This window comes from Citrobacter sp. 172116965 (assembly GCF_013458095.1).
GTDB lineage: Bacteria > Pseudomonadota > Gammaproteobacteria > Enterobacterales > Enterobacteriaceae > Citrobacter > Citrobacter braakii.
This window is the reverse complement of sequence record NZ_CP046673.1, coordinates 1,566,745-1,585,739: the sequence shown is the minus strand read 5'-3', so window position 1 is coordinate 1,585,739 and position 18,995 is coordinate 1,566,745. Positions and strand designations below refer to the sequence as shown.

Here is an 18,995-nt window from a genome sequence, read left to right as displayed (position 1 = left end):
ATGGCACGCACATTTAAGATCTTATCGCCTACGGCTATCCTGGGTTATGGCTTCCCGGAAGAAAGTTTTCGTAAAGCCATGGAAGAGTCACCGGATCTTATTGCTGTTGACGCAGGTTCCTCCGATCCAGGCCCCCACTATCTGGGGGCGGGTAAACCCTTTACCGACCGGGCCGGTGTGAAACGCGATCTGCGCTATATGATCGTGGCAGGCGTGAAGAACAACATCCCGGTAGTGATCGGCACGGCCGGTGGTTCTGGCGCAGCTCCGCATCTGGAGTGGTGTCGCCAGATAATCCATGAGATCGCACAGGAAGAAAAACTGTCCTTCTCAATGGCGTTAATCCCGTCTGATGTCGACAAAGAAATCGTTCATCAAGCGCTGGATAACGGCAAAATCACCGCGCTCGATTTTGTGCCTGAACTGACTCACGATGCAATTGAAGAGAGCACCTACATTGTCGCGCAGATGGGCGTCGAGCCTTTTCAGCGTGCGCTCGAAGCTGGCGCGCAGGTGGTGCTGGGCGGACGTGCCTACGATCCGGCCTGCTTCGCCGCGCTGCCAATAATGCAGGGCTTTGATGAAGGTCTGGCACTTCATTGCGGGAAGATCCTTGAGTGTGCTGCCATTGCCGCCACCCCTGGCTCCGGCTCAGATTGTGCGATGGGGATCATTGATGACAACGGCTTTACGCTGAAGGCGTTCAATCCCAAGCGTAAGTTCACTGAAACTTCCGCTGCGGCGCACACCCTGTATGAGAAGTCCGATCCGTACTTCCTGCCAGGACCAGGCGGCGTGCTGAACCTGAAAGCGTGCACCTTTACCCAGGTTAACGAGGGCGAAGTGTATGTCAGTGGTTCACGTCATGAAGAAACACCGTATGCGTTGAAACTGGAAGGCGCGCGTCAGGTTGGCTTCCGTTGCCTGACCATCGCCGGAACGCGCGACCCAATTATGATTGCCGGGATTGACACCATTCTCGAAGAGGTACAGGCAAGCGTGGCGCGTAACCTCTCACTGAATGACGACAGTATCCGCATGACGTTCCACCTGTATGGTAAGAACGGTGTGATGGGCAACCATGAACCGATGAAAACCGCCGGTCATGAGCTGGGGATTTTACTGGATGTCGTTGCGCCGACGCAGGATATCGCCAACAGCGTTTGCTCGCTGGTACGCTCTACCCTGCTGCACTACGGCTATGAAAATCGCATTGCGACTGCGGGCAACCTCGCCTTCCCGTTCTCGCCATCTGATATTCAAAGTGGACCGGTGTATGAGTTCTCGATCTATCACCTGATTGAAGCGAGCGATGCGCTGCGATTTGATTTCCACATTGAACAGGTGACGCCAGAAGGAGTTCAGGCATGAAACACTCAATTTGTTCACTGGCGCAGGTTATTCGCTCCAAAAACGCCGGACCGTACGAACTGGTTTTAGATATTTTATTTAAAACCAGGGAAGACTATCAGCGGGTAAAAGCCTGCGAGCAATTAACACCGCAGCTCATTGCCAGTTTATATAATGTTGAACCTGACTTCATTCACAATATCGTGTGGTTCGATCCGGCGAATGCCGTAAAAATCGTCATGCCGCGCGATATTATTTCCGGCAACGTCGGTGATAATGATGTTTATGGTGCTCAGCAACACGCTCCATTATTAAGTATTGAGTTCGACTTGTAACAAAAAACACAATAACAACCATTGGAGCACAGAATTCAGCGGTATCACAGTGCTTCGAATTATTCATGCGGTTGGTCACAACAGGCGTGCGTCTGAGCTGCTGTCCAGGCTCAGGCGCACACCACCCTACACAATTCCAATTACCAGCCTTTATCCGATGGAGTACACATGAAGAAAATAAGTTTAACGAAGATGATCATATTAGGCCTGATACTCGGCATGATTGCCGGGGTGGCCATAAATAATATGGCCGCGGCTGAAACCGCAAAATCCTATGCAGCAGATATTTCTATTTTTACCACCATATTCTTACGCATGGTAAAAATGATTATCGCGCCATTGGTTATTTCAACTCTGGTTGTTGGTATTGCCAAAATGGGCGATGCCAAAACGCTGGGACGTATATTTTCGAAAACCTTCTTCCTGTTTATTTGCGCCTCTCTGGTGTCAATTGCACTGGGTCTGGTTATCGTGAACATCTTCCAGCCAGGCGCGGGGATCAACTTCGTGCCACATGACGTCGGGGCTGTTGCCGCCGTTAAGTCAGAGCCATTCACGCTGAAAGTGTTTATCTCGCACGCGGTACCGACCAGTATTGTCGATGCGATGGCGCGTAATGAAATTCTGCAGATCGTGGTGTTCTCAATTTTCCTCGGTTGCAGCCTGGCCGCGATTGGTGAAAAAGCCGAGCCTATCGTGAAGGTTCTGGATTCACTGGTACACGTGATGCTGAAGCTGACGGGCTACGTCATGCTGTTTGCACCACTGACCGTATTTGCCGCTATTTCTGGTCTGATTGCCGAACGTGGTCTGGGGGTGATGGTCAGCGCCGGGATCTTCATGGGTGAATTCTATCTGACCCTGGGTATGCTGTGGGCAATCCTGATTGGCCTGTCAACCATGATAGTCGGGCCTTGCATCGCGCGTTTGACCAAATCAATCCTCGAGCCTGCACTGCTGGCCTTTACTACCTCCAGCTCAGAAGCCGCCTTCCCGGGCACCCTGGACAAGCTGGAAAAATTCGGCGTTTCTTCAAAAATCGCCAGCTTCGTTCTGCCTATCGGTTACTCCTTTAACCTGGTCGGCTCCATGGCGTACTGCTCATTTGCCACCGTCTTTATTGCTCAGGCGTGCAACATTGAGCTGAGCATGGGCGAGCAAATTACCATGCTGTTAATCCTGATGCTGACCTCTAAAGGGATGGCGGGCGTACCGCGTGCATCAATGGTGGTTATCGCCGCAACTCTGAACCAGTTCAACATTCCTGAAGCTGGTCTGATCCTGTTGATGGGCGTCGATCCGTTCCTTGATATGGGTCGTTCTGCTACCAACGTCATGAGTAACGCAATGGGTGCTGCCATTGTAGGTCGCTGGGAAGGTGAACACTTCGGCCAGGGTTGTCGTGGCACTGCACCAGTGAAGACCCCGGAACAAGAACGTCCGGTTACCGAAACAGAAGTCGCGTTGTCCTGATACGACGTTATTGCCGGATGACGCTTGCGCTTATCCGGCCTACATAACGTTTAACTATCCGTTGGCCGGATAAGGCGGTAAGCCGCCATCCGGCACCATGATGAGCACACCAACAGGATTGCACCATGACTAAAACTCTTCTCGGCGTGAGTATTTTTTCCTTCAGCGTTTTGTTTAGCGCAACGACTCTCGCGCAAACCACGCCGGATTACGCAAAGCTTATCGACCAGGCACATCAAAAATATAAAAGTAACCACGATGGAAAAGTCGCCGACTACATCCCTGCCCTGGCGACCTACAGCCCGAATAACTTTGCCATCACCATTGCCACGGTGGACGGCAAGATCTACCAGGTTGGCGATGTTAACAAACCCTTCCCCATGGAATCCCTGAGCAAAGTCTTCACCATGGCGCTCGCCATGGAACAGCACGGCCCTCAGGTGGTGCTGGATAAACTCGGGGCCAATGCCACCGGCATGCCCTTCAACTCCGGTTTAGCGGTTGAGCTGACCAAAGGCGCACCTGAGAACCCGCTGGTAAACGCCGGGGCGATGAGCACCGTTAGCCTGATTGAAGCTAAAGACAAAACCGATCGCTGGAACAAAATCCTCGACAACCTGAACGTCTGGGCCGACGCCACGCTCACGGTTAATGAGCCGGTCTTTAAATCCGAGATGGAAACCAACCAGCACAATCAGGCGCTGGCGAAGCTGATGGAGTCCTATAACAGCTTCTATGGCAATACCGACGAAGCTGTCGAAATTTATACCCGTCAGTGCTCGGTGGATATCACCGTTGAGCAACTGGCCAAAATGGGGGCGGTACTGGCGAACAAAGGCAAATCTCCATTCAACGGCAAGCAGTTGCTGAATGAAAAATATGTTCCGCAGGTGCTGGCAGAAATGGCGATTGCCGGACTATACGACGGCAGCGGTAAATGGCTCTACACCGTGGGCATTCCGGCAAAAAGCGGCGTCGGCGGCGGCATGGTCGCCGTTGTCCCGGGCGAATATGCGATTGCCGTCTATTCTCCGCCGCTGGATGAAGCCGGTAACAGCGTTCGCGCCCAGAAAACGATCGAATATGTCGCCGAAGCGACAAAAGCCAATGTCTTTTTAGCGCATTAAGCAATTACGGATGGCGTGAGCGCCATCCGACATATTAACTAAAAGGTGAGATGTAAACATGTCTAAACCATTTGTCTGGCAGGAACTCTTTGTTCAGAGTAAAGATAATACCGAATATGAATTACTGAGTAACCAGCACGTTGCGGTAACGGAGTTAGACGGAGAGGAAGTGATTAAGGTTGCGCCAGAAGCGCTAACCTTATTAGCCCAGCAGGCATTTTATGAGGCTTCATTTTTCCTGCGCGCCGGACATTTAAAACAGATAGCCAGCATTCTGCACGATCCGCAGGCCAGCAGTAACGATAAGTACGTCGCATTGCAACTGCTACGCAATGCTGAGGTTTCGGCCAAAGGCGTCCTGCCCAACTGCCAGGATACCGGGACGGCAACCATTGTGGCCTGCAAAGGACAGCATGTCTGGACCGGCGGCGATGACGCAGAAGCATTAAGCAAAGGCGTGTACACCACCTTCACCGAAAACAACCTGCGTTACTCGCAAAATGCCCCGCTGGACATGTATACCGAGGTCAATACCCAGACTAACCTGCCGGCGCAAATCGACATCAGCGCCACGCCGGGTAACGAATACCGTTTCCTGTTCGTCAACAAAGGCGGCGGCTCTGCTAACAAAGCGGCGCTGTTCCAGGAAACCAAATCTATTCTGCAGCCGGAAAAGCTCACCGCGTTTCTGATCGAAAAAATGAAATCACTGGGTACAGCCGCCTGCCCGCCGTATCACATCGCTTTCGTCGTTGGAGGCTTGTCCGCCGACCAGACGCTGAAAGTTGCTAAACTGGCTTCAACTAAATATTACGATAACCTGCCCACCAGCGGGAACGAATTGGGTCAGGCATTCCGCGATACGGTGCTGGAAGCCGAGCTGCTCAACGCCAGCCGCGAGTTTGGCATCGGCGCGCAGTTTGGCGGCAAATACTTTGCCCACGATATCCGGGTGATCCGCCTGCCACGCCACGGCGGCTCCTGCCCTATCGCCATGGCTCTCTCCTGCTCAGCCGACCGCAACATCAAGGCCAAAATCAACAAACACGGAATCTGGCTGGAAAAACTCGAGCATAATCCGGGCAAATTTATTCCCGATTCACAGCGGGTGGAAAATGGCGCCCAGACCGTACAACTGGATCTGAATCGTCCACTGCGCGAGATCCTGCAGGATCTCACCACTCTGCCAATTGGGACGCGTTTATCGTTAAACGGCCCGATTGTTGTGGCTCGCGATATCGCGCATGCCAAAATCAAAGAGCGCCTGGATAACGGCGAACCGATGCCAGATTACATGAAAAACCATATCGTCTATTACGCGGGCCCGGCTAAAACCCCCAGTAATCTGGCCTGCGGTTCGCTCGGTCCTACAACCGGCGGGCGCATGGACGGTTACGTCGATGCTTTCCAGGCCGCGGGCGGCAGTCTGATCATGTTGTCGAAAGGCAACCGCAGCGCGCAAGTCACGGATGCGTGTCGCAAACATGGTGGTTTTAACCTTGGCAGCATTGGCGGCGCCGCAGCCTTGTTGGCGCAGCAGTACGTGAAGAGCCTGCACTGCCTTGAATATCCCGAGCTGGGAATGGAAGCGGTGTGGATGATGGAAGTTAAAAATATGCCGGCCTTCGTATTAGTGGATGACAAAGGCAATAACTTCTTTAGCCAGTTTGAGCAGCAGCACCGCTGCGCAACCTGTCCGGCAGGACATTAAGGAGTCACCATGGAAGCGCGAGCCAATAATGACAGACACCGCCAGCGTCAGCAGAAACTGAAAGAACAGGTTGATACCCGCGTGGCGGCAGCAACGGAGAAGAAAGGGATCCTGATTGTCTTCACCGGCAACGGTAAAGGAAAATCCACCGCAGCCTTTGGTACGGCAACGCGCGCGGTTGGTCACGGAAAAACCGTTGGCATCGCGCAGTTTATTAAAGGCCAGTGGGATAATGGCGAGTACAACACGCTGCAACCGCTCGGTGTCGAATTTCATATTATGGGCACCGGATTTACCTGGGAAACCCAAAATCGGCAAGCGGATATCGAGGCGGCAACGGTAGTCTGGCAGGAAAGTAAGCGCATGCTGGCTGATCCGCAGTACGATCTGGTGGTGTTGGATGAGCTTACCTACATGCTGGCTTACCACTATCTGGACACCCAGGAGGTTATCAGCGCCATCGAAAATCGCCCTGCGGAGCAAAGCGTCATCGTGACCGGGCGCGGATGCCATGCGCTGTTACTGGAACTGGCCGATACGGTCAGTGAAATTCGCCCGGTCAAGCACGCGTTTGACCGCGGGATTCAGGCACAGATTGGAATCGACTGGTAGCAGTTCTATTGCCGGATAACGATGCTAACGCGTCTTATCCGGCCTACCAATCGTTGTAGGCCTGATAAAGCGCAAACCACCATCAGGTAGCCGACACCACGGACTTGCTGAGCAACCAGTTACGAAATGTCTGTAAATGCGCAGACTCCGATTTCTCTTCACGCCACGTCATAATGAAACGGTTCCCGGTGCGCATCGGAACATCGCAAGGAATGACCATATCTCCATTGTCCAGATCGTGCTGAATGGCAAAACGAGGAAGCAGCGCAACCCCCAGATTAGAACGGACCGCCGCAATCAACATCGACAACAGATCAAATCTCGGGCCTTTATTTACCAGCGGGCTGCTGACGTTGGACAGCGCAAACCATTCCTGCCAGCCTTTGATTCGCGTACTCTGGTGCAACAGCGGGTATTCGTTCAGCAGTTCGTGGACTGACAGTTTCCGTTCCGGTTCAGCCAGCAGACAGCGGCTGCATACTGGCAGAATTTCCTCTTCAAACAGGTACTCAACCTCTGACCACGGTGAGTAGAAATCTTCGCGCATAATTGCCGCATCATACTCACGATTAAGAAAATCACCGATATTCGCCAGCGAATGGATGTTCACGATAATATCAGGATTGAGTTTGTTAAACTCGCGCAGGTTGGGGATCAACCAATGCGTACTGAACGTCGGATTTACCGCCAGCTCAATAACCTGTACGGTCGGTTGCCAGGTCATTATTGTGGTCGTATCGCGCTCGAGTTTATTTAACGTTTCTTTAACGATACTTAAATAGTGTTTGCCGGCCGCATTTAAAAAAATACGTTTTTTGGCATGATTAAATAGCGCGGTATTAAGAAAATCCTCCAGTGCATTCACCTGGCGGAAAACAGCACTTTGTGTTAACGCCAACTCTTCAGCTGCCCGGGTATAACTTTCGTGACGCGCAACCACTTCAAAAGTTACCAGCAACTCCGTCTTGGGTATTTTTCCTCTCATAACCTCTTCCATATGCAGCGTACAAAAATAGTTTAATTTATAAAAAATAATTCAAGGCACCCAGATAAGCACCGAGAGTTATATTTTATTTTCTCCATTGATGTCATTGATCCAATCCATGATTTGCTCACACTGATGGCGGATAAATATTAACCAATAATACTCAAGCACAACAATAAACACAATTTAAATAAGGTTAAACCTAAGTAAATAGTGCCAATAAGTTCTTAATAATTTTTCAAGTCTTCTTGTTTATTGCAGAAAAAACTTTGCGAGATTAATCAATATTATCCATGCGCTAATCCTGGATAATTTCACGTTATAACTTACGGGCAAACGACTGCTTTTAATCATTTATTGATGTCGTTTGTGCCATTTTTTGACAGACGTGATAAAGGACACATTGTGAAAACTTTCGGAAAGGTCTGGCTCGTTGGAGCAGGTCCTGGTGATATTTCATTACTGACCCTCAAAGCAATGATGTGCATTAAACAGGCCGACGTCATTATTTACGATCGGCTGGTCAATCCTAAAATTTTGGAATGGGCATTACCTGACTGCCTGCTTATCAATGTCGGCAAAAATCCAGGCTTCCATTGCGTTCCCCAGGATGAAATCAACGCACTGCTGGTCCAGTATGCCCAAACACACCACAACATTGTGCGCCTCAAAGGTGGCGATCCGTATGTATTTGGCCGTGGGGCTGAAGAAGTGGAGGATCTGGTTGAAATGGGCATCCCTTTTGAAGTTGTACCGGGTATTAGTTCTACGATTGGCGGCCTGACCTATGCCGGTATCCCGGTGACGCATCGCGATTTTGCCTCCGGCTTTCACGTGGTGACTGGCCACACGCGGGAAGGCAATCAGCAGCAGGACTGGCGTCAACTGGCGAAACTTAACGGCACGTTGGTCATCGTCATGGGTATCGCCAATCTGGCGTTTATCTGTGAAGAGCTGTTGATGGGCGGAAAATCAGCAGACACGCCCGCCGCGCTAATTATGTCCGCGACCCGAGAAAATCAACGTCGCCTGACCTGCACGCTCGGTTCATTATTGAGCAAGGCACAGGAAGCTAATATTGTTCCACCGGCGTTGATTGTAATCGGAGATGTGGTGACCCTGAGCGATCGGCTCTCTTTTATACCTGAAGCCATCACGCTGCCAGACAATCTTTACTGCGAAAGTCTGGCGTGACGAAAAGACTGGGGCGACGTTTGATGCGCCGCCCGGAAAACGCGGCAAAAGTAACTGGTTTGCGCGTATTGCAATTTCCTGGCAATACTGTCTATGGAATGAACCGGATCGTGTAATAACTCCCCTGCTTTTTGCATTTTTTTCTGACTCACCCAGGTTTTAAAATTAACACCCTGGCGTTTCTTGAAAAACCGGCTGAAATAGTTCGCGCTTAAGCACACATGAGCCGCGACAGATTCCAAAGACAATTCACCATACAAATTCTCGTCAATATAACGCAGCGCCGCCATAAGTTTTTTCTCGTGACGTGAAGGCTCAGTGAAATAATGATGAGCGTAACGGGTTGCCGGAACTACAATCTTCTCAGAGATCAATTGTTCTTTCTCAAAATTATCAACAATAAAACTTAACAAATTTGCCGACGCCACCAGTACATTATTATCCACCACCGCAGACTGGCCCCACTCAGCTTTAATTTCGGGGTTATTAATCCATGAGTTTTTGTTATCAATAGCGATAGTTTTATATTCCTGATATTTTACCCGCACCTGCCCGCAGATAATAAAACCGTGAAGGTGTCCCTCATGGATTAATGGCATCGAGAACAGGCTTAGCCCTGCATGACAGGTGAGTATTCTGGGTTTGAGCTGTTTTAATGCCTCAAAAGCACAGTACTTGTCGCACTTTTGGCAACCTGCTCGATAGCGCTCATCCGCACGCATTAATGTGCAAAACGAATTAAAATTATGACGTTCAGACAACGCTATACCGTTAATATCAACGACGACTGTGGCTAACCCAGTGGCTCGGGAGAAGAGTTCTGCGATAGAGAAAAAACGGTGTAAATAGTCATCCTGGATTTTCAGCGGCACGTTATCCTCCGGCATTAATAATATTAAGGCCGCTAATATGCTAAAATTAGCCTCAGGAAAGAATGATGCTCACCGCAAAAAATAATCTCATTTGTGCAGATGATTATGATCAATTGGCAAGAAAATTATAGCGACCACGATAATACTCTGCAGCACACCACCGACTCCGCTTTCTCAAAGATTAACGAATCTTCACACTCTCTTGTGAGACTCTTTTCGCAACACTCAACACCTAACCTCATTATTTTCAATAAATTACCCGTTTTTAATCTGAATCGATGATGTGCTTATTTGTGATAATCATCATGTGAATGTGAAAGGCCCTCCTGAATAATATGTTCAATTAGCAAACAATCTGAACGGAGTTGATCCATGGCCGTCACCACAGGCGTTATCGCCGACGATTTTACCGGCGCAACGGACATTGCAAGCTTTATGGCGCAGCAGGGGTGGCGCGTCGCGCTTCTGCCCGGTATGCCCGATACCGCGCAATGCTGGAATGAAGAGGTTGACGCTATCGTCATCTCGCTGAAAAGCCGCTCATTACCCGCAGAACAGGCCGTCACCCAATCCCTGTCCTGTGCCCGCTGGCTGAAACAAAATGCAGGTGTCCGCCAGATTTATTTTAAATATTGTTCGACGTTTGACTCCACGCCAACAGGCAATATTGGCCCGGTCAGCGATGCATTGATGAACGACCTGCAGGTTCCGCTGATCGTCCACTGCCCCGCTCTGCCGCAAAACGGACGCACGGTGGTGCATGGTCATCTTTTTGTACACGGCATACTGCTTAACGAATCCGGGATGGAAAAGCATCCGCTCAATCCAATGAACGATGCCAGCCTGCCGCGCCTGCTGAGCGCGCAAACGCCAGGCGCGGTTGGTTGCATCAACCTCACGACCCTGCGTCAAGGTGTGGAAGCGGTCACTTACGCCCTGGCCCAACTTCAGGCTGAAGGTACGCGTCACGTTATCGTCGATACGCTGGATGAAGCAGATCTCAACACGCTGGCGCAAGCTCTCCATGCCAGCCCTCTGTTAGCCGGTGGCTCCGGGCTCGGCGGCGCGCTGGCCGCCTGCAGCGGAGGCCAGCAATCCATGCCGCCGGACTCTTTTCCACTGCCTGCCAAAACGGTGGTGTTCTCCGGTAGCTGTTCGGCAATGAGCAATCGTCAGGTTAATCGCTATAAGGCCGCAGCAGCGTTCTCGTTTGCTTGATGTGTCCCGCTGCCTGTCTGATGCCGAACGCTACACTGATGAACTGAGCGCCTGGGCGATGACGCATATCAGCGACTCATTAGCGCCACTGATATACGCCACCCAGCCGCCAGACGTACTCAAACGTATTCAACAGGAGCACGGCGAACAGGTCGCCAGCCAGGCAATCGAACACGCTTTTGCCCGGCTGAGTTCAAAGCTACGAACTGCGGGTGTAAACACCTTTATCGTCGCGGGCGGAGAAACCTCCGGCACCGTTGTGGAAGCCTTGCAGGTGAAGCGTCTGTCCGTCGGCAAAGCCATTGCGCCAGGCGTGCCGTGGGTATTTTCCTCCGGTCTGGCGCTGGCGCTGAAGTCAGGCAACTTTGGTGACGACGATTTCTTTTTTACTGCCCAGGAGTACGCATTATGAATTCGGTGAGTGAACACCAACTGCGCGAACTACTCGTCCACTATGGCCGTTCCCTGTTTATGCGCGGTTACAGCAGCGGCGGTTCCGGCAATCTTAGCGTCAAAATGCCAGATGGCGGCTATCTGGTGACCCCGACCAACTCTTGTCTGGGCGAGCTTGATCCTGCCACGCTAAGTCGACTGGATGCCAACGGCGTTCATCTTAGCGGCGACAAACCCTCAAAAGAGGTGCCCATGCATCTGGCGTGGTATCGACATCGGCCATCCTGCGGTGCTGTCGTGCACCTGCATTCTCCATGGCTGACCGCGCTCTCCTGCCTGCCGTGCACCACGCCGAAAAACTGCCTGCCGCCGTTAACGCCGTACTATGTGATGCGCGTCGGGCAGTTACCGCTGCTGCCCTATTTCAAGCCTGGCCATGAAGGCATTGCCAGCGCACTGAGTGAAATCGCGGCAGACCATACGGCCGCGCTGCTGGCCAATCACGGGCCGGTAGTAAGCGGTCGCTCGCTGCGTGAGGCGGTGTTTAACGCTGAAGAACTGGAAGACAGCGCCCGCATCTGGCTGACGTTAAAACCGCTTGGCTATGTTCCGCTCTCAGAAGAAGCGGTGGCCGAACTTGAACATTCCCGGCAAGCGTGAGGTGACATAATGATCCCCGAGCAACGACGTGATTTTATCTACCGCTACGTGCACGAAAAAAATGCCGCCTCATTTAATGAACTGGCAGATTTGATGAGCGTGTCGCATATGACCGTGCGTCGCGACATCCAGTTGCTGGAAGAAGAAGGCAAAGTTATCGCCATTAACGGCGGAGTGAAGCTGAATAACCTGCTGAAATCCGAGCTGCCATGGCGGGAAAAAGCCGAGTTGAATCATGACGTGAAACGTAAAATGGGCCAGCTCGCCGCCATGCTCATTGAGCCCGGACAAACGCTGTATCTGGATGCCGGAACGTCGTTGTTTGAAGTGGCGAAAGCGGTCGCCGCCAGCCACTGTTTCAATCTGACGGTAGTAACCAACGATTTTTCCATCAGCCACTATCTGATGGATATGCCGCACATCACGCTCTATCACACCGGTGGTCTGGTGGATCAGCGTAACCGCTCATGCCTTGGAAAAAGCGCCGCCAGTTTTCTGCGCACCATTAATATTGACGTGGCGTTTCTGAGCTCCTCATCGTGGGATACCGAACGCGGCATGTCGACGCCGAGCGAAGGGAAAGCCTCGGTTAAAGAAGCGGTACTCACCGTTTCCCGGCGTCGGGTGCTGGTCTGCGACAGCAGTAAGTTTGGCAAATACGGCATGTTCCATATCTGTGGGCTGGAACAGTTAACCGACATTATTTCTGATAACCGGTTACCGGAAAACGCCCAGCAAACTATTGCCAGCCAGGGCGTTAAGCTGCATCTGGTTGATAACCGGGAGGGTGCGCGCCATGCTGAAGTTAGCGGCTAACCTCGACTGGTTGTTTACAGATTTACCGATAGCGGCGCGATTTGCGGCGGCGCAGGCGGCTGGTTTTCGCGGCGTTGAAGGGCTATTTCTCTGGCAGCACCCGCTGGCGCATTTGCACGCTGCACAGCGGGAAATGTCCCTGCCGGTGGTGCTGATGAACGCACCGGCGGGTAACTGGGCACAAGGTGAGCGGGGACTGGCCGCGCAGCCCGGTCGAGACCAGGAATTTCACCATAGCCTCAACGTGGCGCGTGATTACGCCACGGCGCTGGGCTGTCGTCGGGTTCACGTTATGGCCGGTTCGCGCTGCGGCGATCTGACGCTTCACGCTCAGCGCACTCTCCTGACCAACCGGCTGCGTATCGCCTGCGATATGATGGCTGAAGCGGAAATCGATGTGCTGATTGAACCGTTAAATTCGCAGGATATGCCCGGTTATTTTATTGACAGCTTTCCGTTGGCCGAATCTATTATTCAAGAGGTTGGCAAGAAAAATATCGGTTTACAGTTTGATATTTACCACTGTCAGAAAATTCATGGCAATGTGGCAAAAAATATTGAACGCTACTTCACCTTAATTAAACATTTTCAAATTGCTTCTGTCCCCTATCGCCATGAACCGGGAACAGGTGAATTAAATGAAACATGGCTATTCGATTTTATTAGAAAAATGAATTACCAGGGCTGGATTGGCTGTGAATATCAACCATCAACATCAGGGCCCGACTCATTAAACTGGATAACGCCTTACCTATAATTTAAATATCTCTGTACCGGAGGAAAATATGTCGGATACTGTTATTATTTCGCTGGCACCCGTTGCCGCGGATTGCCCCAGAGTTATACCCGCAGAACTGGCGCAGGAAATACTCGCCAGCGTAGAGCATGGCGCGTCCATCGTGCATTTACACGTTCGCGATAAACAGGGTCGCCTGACGCCGGATACCACCGATTTTCAGGCGACCATTGATAGCGTCATGCGCCATTCAGACCTGATTATTCAGGCATCTACCGGCGGCGTCTCTTCAATGTCCATCGCCGAACGCTGCGCGCCACTCTCCTGCCCCGGCGTAGAGATGGCTTCGCTGAACGTCGGTTCCGTCAACCTCGGAGATGCGGTGTACTTTAATCCCGGTCCGGACGTGGAATATTGCTCCCGGCAAATAGTCGAGCGCAATATCATTCCCGAGTTTGAAGTTTTTGAAATTGGCATGATTAATAACATCCTGAACCTTGAAGATAAAATAAAATTCCAAAAACCCATGCTCTTTAATATCGTCCTCGGTCATCGCGGCAGTACGCCAGCAACCATTGACGCTTTAATTGCTCTGCGTAGCATGATCCCGCGCGATGCCTTATGGGGTATTACTCATTTTGGCAGAAAGAACTTCGATATTATTGCCGCCGCCGTCGGCATGGGGGCCAGTGAAGTACGAATCGGCTTTGAGGATAGCTATTATTTAAGCGCTGAAGAAAAAGCACAGCATAATTACCAGCAGGTTGCCAAACTCGCCACGCTCATTCGCAGCATGGATAAAAAAGTCGCCACGCCAGAAATTGCGCGGCACATGTTATCTATTCCATCCCGGCAGCAATAACAACAGCAAGGACATTTCAACATGACTATGACCACTGTTATTCACAAAACCGGACTCGGCGTCAGCGTTGCGGGCGCGGCGCTGGCGATTATCGGCGCGTTAATCCAGTCCGCGGCGCTCTGGCAGCCAGGGCTGGTGATGTTCACCGCCGGATTCGCCGCCGGTGCAGGCTACTGGCCGGGTCTACGCAGCTATCAGTTTACGCTATGGATCATCGCAGGGTTTGTCGCCGCCATAACCTGGTCTACGGATCTAATCGTCTGGGGCGGTTTCAATATCACCCATAAATGGATCGTGTTCCTCGTCATTCAGGCCACCATGTTTAGCATGGGCACTAAGCTAACGATCCAGGATTTTATTGACGTCGCCAAAATGCCGTGGGCGGTGTTTATTGGCACCTTCTGCCACTTCGTCATCATGCCTCTGCTCGGCCTGAGCATTACGCTTATCTTTAACTTTCCGCCTGAGGTGGCGGTCGGGATTCTGCTGATTGGCGCCTGCCCAAGCGGACTCTCCTCTACCGTCATGGTCTATATCGCGAACGCCAACCTGGCGCTGGCGGTCTCGATCGCCGCAGTCTCAACGCTGGCGGCGACGGTGATGACGCCGCTGTGGGTTAATCTGCTGGCGGGGTCGATGATCGATATCCAGCTCACCGCGATGGTAATGGATGTGGTGAAAATCGTATTAATCCCCATCGGCGCGGCAATTCTGCATGACTATCTGAAAACCTATGCGGGCGTGCGAGGCCGCCGTGTCGTCCAGATGCTGGCCGGGATCGGCGCTCTTTGGCTGCTGTATATGATTGCTGGCGGCTGGGACGCGCTGTTTGGTCACGCCAGCGCCGACGCGCAAATGTACGCGGTGGTGCTCAACTTCGTGGCAGGCGGTCTCGTCTGGGCATTGTTCTACAACTGGCTGTATGGCCGCGTGGCGGGCGTGAAGAAAATCATGCCGACCATCTCAATGATGGGGATCATTTTCTTTACGACCACCGCAGCCGCAGCCGGGCGCGAGAACCTGGTGCAGGTCGGCTTCCTGCTCTGCTTCGCCATGTTGATGCATAACCTCGGCGGCTTCCTGATTGGCTATCTGATGAGCCGCTGGATCTTCCGCATGGACGTACAGTCTGCCCGCACCGTAGCCTTTGAAGTCGGCCTGCAAAACGGCGGCATGGCGTCCGGGCTTGCCGCAGCGATGGGCAAACTGGCAACGGTTGGCCTGGCCTCGGCGGTGATGACTCCGCTTGGCAACGTCAGCGGCTCGCTGCTCGCGAACTACTGGCGCAAGAAAGACGCCAGACAGGCGCAGGCCGCCGCAGCCAAAGATCCCGTTCAACCCGCTTGCGAAAATCTGTCAAAAGGATAATCACGATGACAACTCTCACTCTGGGGCATGCCCTGCGCGCCGTGGCCTCTACGCTCGACCTCGCCGAAACATGTTACGCAAAACGCCCGTTAAGCGTGGCCGTATGCGACGCCAATGGCGAACTACTCAGCTTTGTGCGGATGGATAACGCCAAACTGTTAACCATCGAGTTAACCCAGCGCAAAGCACGCACCAGTAGCCGCCTGGGCTGTACCACGCAGGCATTTTTACAGCGACTGCAGAAAGAGCAACTGGATATTGGTTATTTTGCCGACCCGCTGTTTACGGCGCTGCCGGGCGGGATCCCGATTCTGCACCAAGGAAAATGCCTTGGGGCCGTCGCGGTAGGCGGTTTATCCGCGCAGGAAGATCATGATGCGGCGCTGGCCGTCGCGGAAACGTTACTTAAGGAGATTGCCCAATGAAAAAGGTCGCCATGCTGCATACCAGTGCCGCCACGCTTACGATGATGCAACAGCTGATTGCCGACATCATGCCGGATGTTGAAGTCATGCACCTGGTGGAAGAATCCATGATCAAGCAGGTAATGAAGGCCCAGGGCGTGACGCCCAATATTGCCGCCCGCATCGCCGACTATGTACATATTGCCGAAAAGGCGGACTGCGATATCTTTATTACCGCCTGCTCCTCAATTGGTACTGCGGTGGAGCAATGCCAGTTTATGACCCCACTGCAGCTCGCGCGCATTGACTGCGCAATGGTGGAAGAGGCGATTGAAAAAGGTGAGCGGATCGCCGTACTGGCGACCGTGGCAACCACGCTGAAGCCAACGCTGGATTACGTACAGCGCAAAGTGCAGCAGAGCGGTAAATCGCGAACCATCACGCCTATATTAATGGAGGAGGCATTCCACGCGCTGCTGGCGGGAGACATGGATACTCATGACCGTATCGTCAGTGAAGGGTTACAGAGCGCCTTTACCCAGGCGGATGTTGTGATGCTGGCGCAAGCCTCGATGGCGCGCGTTTTACAGCAGCTCCCTTCCCCGCCGGTGCCGGTAATGACCTCGCCGGAAAGCGGAATTCGCTGGTTGAAAACACTGGCTGAAAGCTGAATTACAGGCCAAAAAAAAGGCCATCATCAGATGGCCAACCATGTCGAAACGGGACCAGCCCTTGACTATGCAGAGAGTCAGGGCTGTTTTTTTTCTTACTTAATCACTGTTTTCAGCGCTTCGCCGATATCGGCCAGGCTACGAACGGTTTTCACGCCAGCGGCTTCCAGCGCAGCGAATTTCTCATCCGCCGTACCTTTACCACCTGCGATGATCGCACCAGCATGACCCATACGTTTACCTTTCGGCGCAGTCACACCCGCGATGTAACCCACAACCGGCTTGGTCACATGATCTTTAATGTACGCCGCCGCTTCTTCTTCCGCGCTACCGCCGATCTCACCGATCATGACGATCGCTTCAGTCTGCGGATCTTCCTGGAACAGCTTCAGGATATCGATGAAGTTAGAGCCAGGGATCGGGTCGCCGCCGATACCCACACAGGTAGACTGACCAAAACCGTAGTCGGTGGTCTGCTTAACCGCTTCATAGGTCAGCGTACCGGAACGAGAAACGATACCGACTTTACCAGGCTTGTGAATATGACCCGGCATGATGCCGATTTTACATTCGCCAGGGGTGATAACACCTGGGCAGTTCGGGCCGATCATGCGTACGCCAGCTTCATCCAGCTTCACTTTCACAGTCAGCATATCCAGCGTTGGGATACCTTCGGTGATGGTGATGATAAGCTTGATGCCTGCATCGATAGCTTCCAGGATGGAGTCTTTGCAGAACGGAGCCGGAACGTAGATAACGGTGGCGGTTGCGCCGGTCGCTTCTACCGCTTCACGTACGGTGTTGAACACCGGCAGACCCAGATGCGTGGTGCCGCCTTTGCCCGGCGTAACACCGCCGACCATTTGCGTACCGTAAGCAATCGCTTGTTCAGAGTGGAATGTCCCCTGGCTACCGGTGAAGCCCTGGCAGATAACCTTGGTATCTTTATTAATTAAAACTGACATTATTTCCCCTCCACTGCGGCAACAACCTGCTGAGCTGCATCCGTCAGACTTTTCGCTGCAATAATATTCAGGCCGCTATCAGCCAATTTTTTCGCGCCGAGTTCAGCGTTGTTACCTTCAAGACGTACCACGACCGGAACGTTAACGCCCACTTCTGCTACCGCGCCGATGATACCGTCCGCGATCAGGTCGCAGCGTACGATACCACCGAAGATGTTAACCAGTACGGCTTTAACATTGTCGTCAGAGAGGATAATTTTGAACGCTTCGGTTACACGCTCTTTGGTCGCACCGCCGCCAACGTCAAGGAAGTTAGCCGGTTCGCCGCCGTGCAGTTTAACGATGTCCATGGTGCCCATTGCCAGGCCCGCGCCGTTAACCATACAACCGATGTTGCCGTCCAGAGCGACGTAGTTCAGTTCCCACTGTGCAGCCTGTGCTTCACGCGGATCTTCCTGAGACTGATCGCGCATTTCACGCAGGTCAGCCTGGCGGAACAGCGCGTTGCCGTCAGCGCCCAGTTTGCCGTCGAGGCAGATCAGATCACCCTGCTTGGTCACCACCAGCGGGTTGATTTCGATCAGCGCCAGATCGCGCTCAAGGAAGATAGTCGCCAGACCCATGAAGATCTTGGTGAACTGCTGAACCTGTTTACCTTCCAGACCCAGTTTGAACGCCAGTTCACGACCCTGATAAGGCATCGGACCGGCCAGCGGATCGAGCGCTACTTTGTGGATCAGGTGCGGCGTTTCTTCCGCCACTTTTTCAATTTCCACGCCGCCTTCGGTAGAGGCCATGAAGACCACGCGACGGGAACTACGGTCAACAACTGCGCCGAGGTAAAGTTCTTTACCAATGTCGGTCGCTGCTTCAACCAGAATCTGATTTACCGGTTGACCATGGGCGTCTGTCTGGTAAGTGACCAGACGTTTACCCAGCCAGTGTTCAGCAAAAGCGCGAATGTCTTCTTTGCTGTTCACAACCTTCACACCGCCCGCTTTACCACGGCCACCAGCGTGAACCTGACATTTCACTACCCACGGGCCTGCGCCGATTTTAGATGCAGCTTCTTCAGCTTCACGCGGAGTAGTACAGGCATATCCCACCGGTGCCGGTAAGCCATAGCGGGCAAAAAGTTGTTTTGCCTGATATTCATGTAAGTTCATGTGTTCTGTCCATCCTTCAGGTAATCGTTATCTTTTACCCGTAGGCCTGATAAGCCTCCAGACCTACGGGGCAGGTG

General features: G+C 52.5%; 17 protein-coding genes and 2 pseudogenes. 15 read left to right on the top strand and 4 right to left on the bottom strand.

Features of this window, described 5'->3' with window-relative positions:
* The 6 genes and pseudogenes from GPJ68_RS07465 (at nt 1) to cobO (ending at nt 6,608) form a co-directional block, all read left to right on the top strand.
* Complete coding sequence (locus GPJ68_RS07465; protein ID WP_016156013.1) at nt 1-1,371, top strand: acyclic terpene utilization AtuA family protein; 1,371 nt, start codon at nt 1-3, stop codon at nt 1,369-1,371.
* Complete coding sequence (locus GPJ68_RS07460) at nt 1,368-1,685, top strand: DUF4387 domain-containing protein (RefSeq protein ID WP_016152303.1); 318 nt, start codon at nt 1,368-1,370, stop codon at nt 1,683-1,685. Before GPJ68_RS07465 ends, GPJ68_RS07460 begins: the two co-directional genes overlap by 4 nt.
* Before the next feature lie 168 nt (nt 1,686-1,853).
* Nucleotides 1,854-3,135, top strand: a pseudogene (locus GPJ68_RS07455) (dicarboxylate/amino acid:cation symporter); the annotation flags it as partial.
* A gap of 148 nt (nt 3,136-3,283) precedes the next feature.
* The gene (gene glsA / locus GPJ68_RS07450; protein ID WP_016152301.1) at nt 3,284-4,285 is read left to right on the top strand and encodes a glutaminase A; all 1,002 of its coding nucleotides are present in this window, start codon (nt 3,284-3,286) and stop codon (nt 4,283-4,285) included.
* A 58-nt stretch (nt 4,286-4,343) separates the two neighbouring features.
* Nucleotides 4,344-5,996 (top strand): class I fumarate hydratase, encoded by a 1,653-nt coding sequence (locus GPJ68_RS07445; protein WP_180837217.1) that lies wholly within the window; start codon nt 4,344-4,346, stop codon nt 5,994-5,996.
* A gap of 9 nt (nt 5,997-6,005) precedes the next feature.
* On the top strand, nt 6,006-6,608 hold the full coding sequence (gene cobO, locus GPJ68_RS07440) for a cob(I)yrinic acid a,c-diamide adenosyltransferase (RefSeq protein WP_016156012.1): 603 nt from the start codon (nt 6,006-6,008) through the stop codon (nt 6,606-6,608).
* An 82-nt stretch (nt 6,609-6,690) separates the two neighbouring features.
* Here the strand turns inward: cobO and GPJ68_RS07435 are convergent, their stop codons facing one another.
* Nucleotides 6,691-7,593 (bottom strand): LysR substrate-binding domain-containing protein, encoded by a 903-nt coding sequence (locus tag GPJ68_RS07435; protein ID WP_016152298.1) that lies wholly within the window; start codon nt 7,591-7,593, stop codon nt 6,691-6,693.
* 405 nt (nt 7,594-7,998) lie between these two features.
* Here GPJ68_RS07435 and cobA point away from each other — a divergent pair, with 405 nt between their 5' ends.
* Nucleotides 7,999-8,787: a uroporphyrinogen-III C-methyltransferase gene (gene cobA, locus GPJ68_RS07430; protein WP_019076302.1), complete on the top strand. Its 789-nt coding sequence runs from the start codon at nt 7,999-8,001 to the stop codon at nt 8,785-8,787.
* Here cobA and GPJ68_RS07425 read toward each other — a convergent pair.
* Nucleotides 8,766-9,659: a PocR ligand-binding domain-containing protein gene (locus GPJ68_RS07425; protein WP_104651708.1), complete on the bottom strand. Its 894-nt coding sequence runs from the start codon at nt 9,657-9,659 to the stop codon at nt 8,766-8,768. The genes cobA and GPJ68_RS07425 overlap by 22 nt on opposite strands.
* Before the next feature lie 372 nt (nt 9,660-10,031).
* Here GPJ68_RS07425 and otnK point away from each other — a divergent pair.
* The 8 genes and pseudogenes from otnK to GPJ68_RS07385 all read left to right on the top strand — a co-directional run bounded on the left by otnK (nt 10,032) and on the right by GPJ68_RS07385 (nt 16,787).
* Nucleotides 10,032-11,289 (top strand): annotated as a pseudogene (otnK, locus tag GPJ68_RS07420) (3-oxo-tetronate kinase).
* Nucleotides 11,286-11,930 (top strand): aldolase, encoded by a 645-nt coding sequence (locus tag GPJ68_RS07415; protein ID WP_016152294.1) that lies wholly within the window; start codon nt 11,286-11,288, stop codon nt 11,928-11,930. Before otnK ends, GPJ68_RS07415 begins: the two are co-directional and overlap by 4 nt.
* Nucleotides 11,931-11,939: 9 nt before the next feature.
* Nucleotides 11,940-12,746: a DeoR/GlpR family DNA-binding transcription regulator gene (locus GPJ68_RS07410; RefSeq protein WP_016156008.1), complete on the top strand. Its 807-nt coding sequence runs from the start codon at nt 11,940-11,942 to the stop codon at nt 12,744-12,746.
* The gene (locus GPJ68_RS07405) at nt 12,727-13,503 is read left to right on the top strand and encodes a hydroxypyruvate isomerase family protein (protein WP_104651686.1); all 777 of its coding nucleotides are present in this window, start codon (nt 12,727-12,729) and stop codon (nt 13,501-13,503) included. The genes GPJ68_RS07410 and GPJ68_RS07405 overlap by 20 nt, the downstream gene beginning before the upstream one ends.
* 28 nt (nt 13,504-13,531) lie before the next feature.
* A complete protein-coding gene (locus tag GPJ68_RS07400) occupies nt 13,532-14,344 on the top strand; it encodes a 3-keto-5-aminohexanoate cleavage protein (RefSeq protein WP_049269273.1) in 813 nt (270 codons plus the stop codon).
* Nucleotides 14,345-14,365: 21 nt separating this feature from the next.
* A complete protein-coding gene (locus GPJ68_RS07395) occupies nt 14,366-15,712 on the top strand; it encodes a bile acid:sodium symporter family protein (protein ID WP_180837215.1) in 1,347 nt (448 codons plus the stop codon).
* A 5-nt stretch (nt 15,713-15,717) separates the two neighbouring features.
* Nucleotides 15,718-16,137 carry a heme-binding protein gene (locus GPJ68_RS07390; protein ID WP_180837214.1) on the top strand — a complete coding sequence of 140 codons (420 nt, stop codon included), beginning with the start codon at nt 15,718-15,720 and terminating at the stop codon, nt 16,135-16,137.
* Nucleotides 16,134-16,787, top strand: coding sequence for an aspartate/glutamate racemase family protein (locus GPJ68_RS07385; RefSeq protein ID WP_046274716.1), 654 nt, complete (start codon nt 16,134-16,136; stop codon nt 16,785-16,787). The genes GPJ68_RS07390 and GPJ68_RS07385 overlap by 4 nt, the downstream gene beginning before the upstream one ends.
* A gap of 95 nt (nt 16,788-16,882) precedes the next feature.
* On the opposite strand, the gene sucD is transcribed toward GPJ68_RS07385, so the two are convergent.
* Entirely contained in the window at nt 16,883-17,752 is an 870-nt protein-coding gene (sucD, locus tag GPJ68_RS07380) for a succinate--CoA ligase subunit alpha (protein ID WP_003022929.1), read from the bottom strand.
* Nucleotides 17,752-18,918 (bottom strand): ADP-forming succinate--CoA ligase subunit beta, encoded by a 1,167-nt coding sequence (gene sucC, locus GPJ68_RS07375; protein WP_003022927.1) that lies wholly within the window; start codon nt 18,916-18,918, stop codon nt 17,752-17,754. The genes sucD and sucC overlap by 1 nt, the downstream gene beginning before the upstream one ends.
* Nucleotides 18,919-18,995: the final 77 nt, after the last annotated feature.

Bases quoted from the DNA above. Each gene is read 5' to 3' on its own strand.
- GPJ68_RS07465 (WP_016156013.1), top strand. From the start codon at position 1: ATGGCACGCACATTTAAGATCTTATCGCCTACGGCTATCCTGGGTTAT.
- GPJ68_RS07460 (WP_016152303.1), top strand. From the start codon at position 1,368: ATGAAACACTCAATTTGTTCACTGGCGCAGGTTATTCGCTCCAAAAAC.
- glsA (WP_016152301.1), top strand. From the start codon at position 3,284: ATGACTAAAACTCTTCTCGGCGTGAGTATTTTTTCCTTCAGCGTTTTG.
- GPJ68_RS07445 (WP_180837217.1), top strand. From the start codon at position 4,344: ATGTCTAAACCATTTGTCTGGCAGGAACTCTTTGTTCAGAGTAAAGAT.
- cobO (WP_016156012.1), top strand. From the start codon at position 6,006: ATGGAAGCGCGAGCCAATAATGACAGACACCGCCAGCGTCAGCAGAAA.
- GPJ68_RS07435 (WP_016152298.1), bottom strand. From the start codon at position 7,593: ATGAGAGGAAAAATACCCAAGACGGAGTTGCTGGTAACTTTTGAAGTG.
- GPJ68_RS07415 (WP_016152294.1), top strand. From the start codon at position 11,286: ATGAATTCGGTGAGTGAACACCAACTGCGCGAACTACTCGTCCACTAT.
- GPJ68_RS07410 (WP_016156008.1), top strand. From the start codon at position 11,940: ATGATCCCCGAGCAACGACGTGATTTTATCTACCGCTACGTGCACGAA.
- GPJ68_RS07405 (WP_104651686.1), top strand. From the start codon at position 12,727: ATGCTGAAGTTAGCGGCTAACCTCGACTGGTTGTTTACAGATTTACCG.
- GPJ68_RS07400 (WP_049269273.1), top strand. From the start codon at position 13,532: ATGTCGGATACTGTTATTATTTCGCTGGCACCCGTTGCCGCGGATTGC.
- GPJ68_RS07395 (WP_180837215.1), top strand. From the start codon at position 14,366: ATGACTATGACCACTGTTATTCACAAAACCGGACTCGGCGTCAGCGTT.
- GPJ68_RS07390 (WP_180837214.1), top strand. From the start codon at position 15,718: ATGACAACTCTCACTCTGGGGCATGCCCTGCGCGCCGTGGCCTCTACG.
- GPJ68_RS07385 (WP_046274716.1), top strand. From the start codon at position 16,134: ATGAAAAAGGTCGCCATGCTGCATACCAGTGCCGCCACGCTTACGATG.
- sucD (WP_003022929.1), bottom strand. From the start codon at position 17,752: ATGTCAGTTTTAATTAATAAAGATACCAAGGTTATCTGCCAGGGCTTC.
- sucC (WP_003022927.1), bottom strand. From the start codon at position 18,918: ATGAACTTACATGAATATCAGGCAAAACAACTTTTTGCCCGCTATGGC.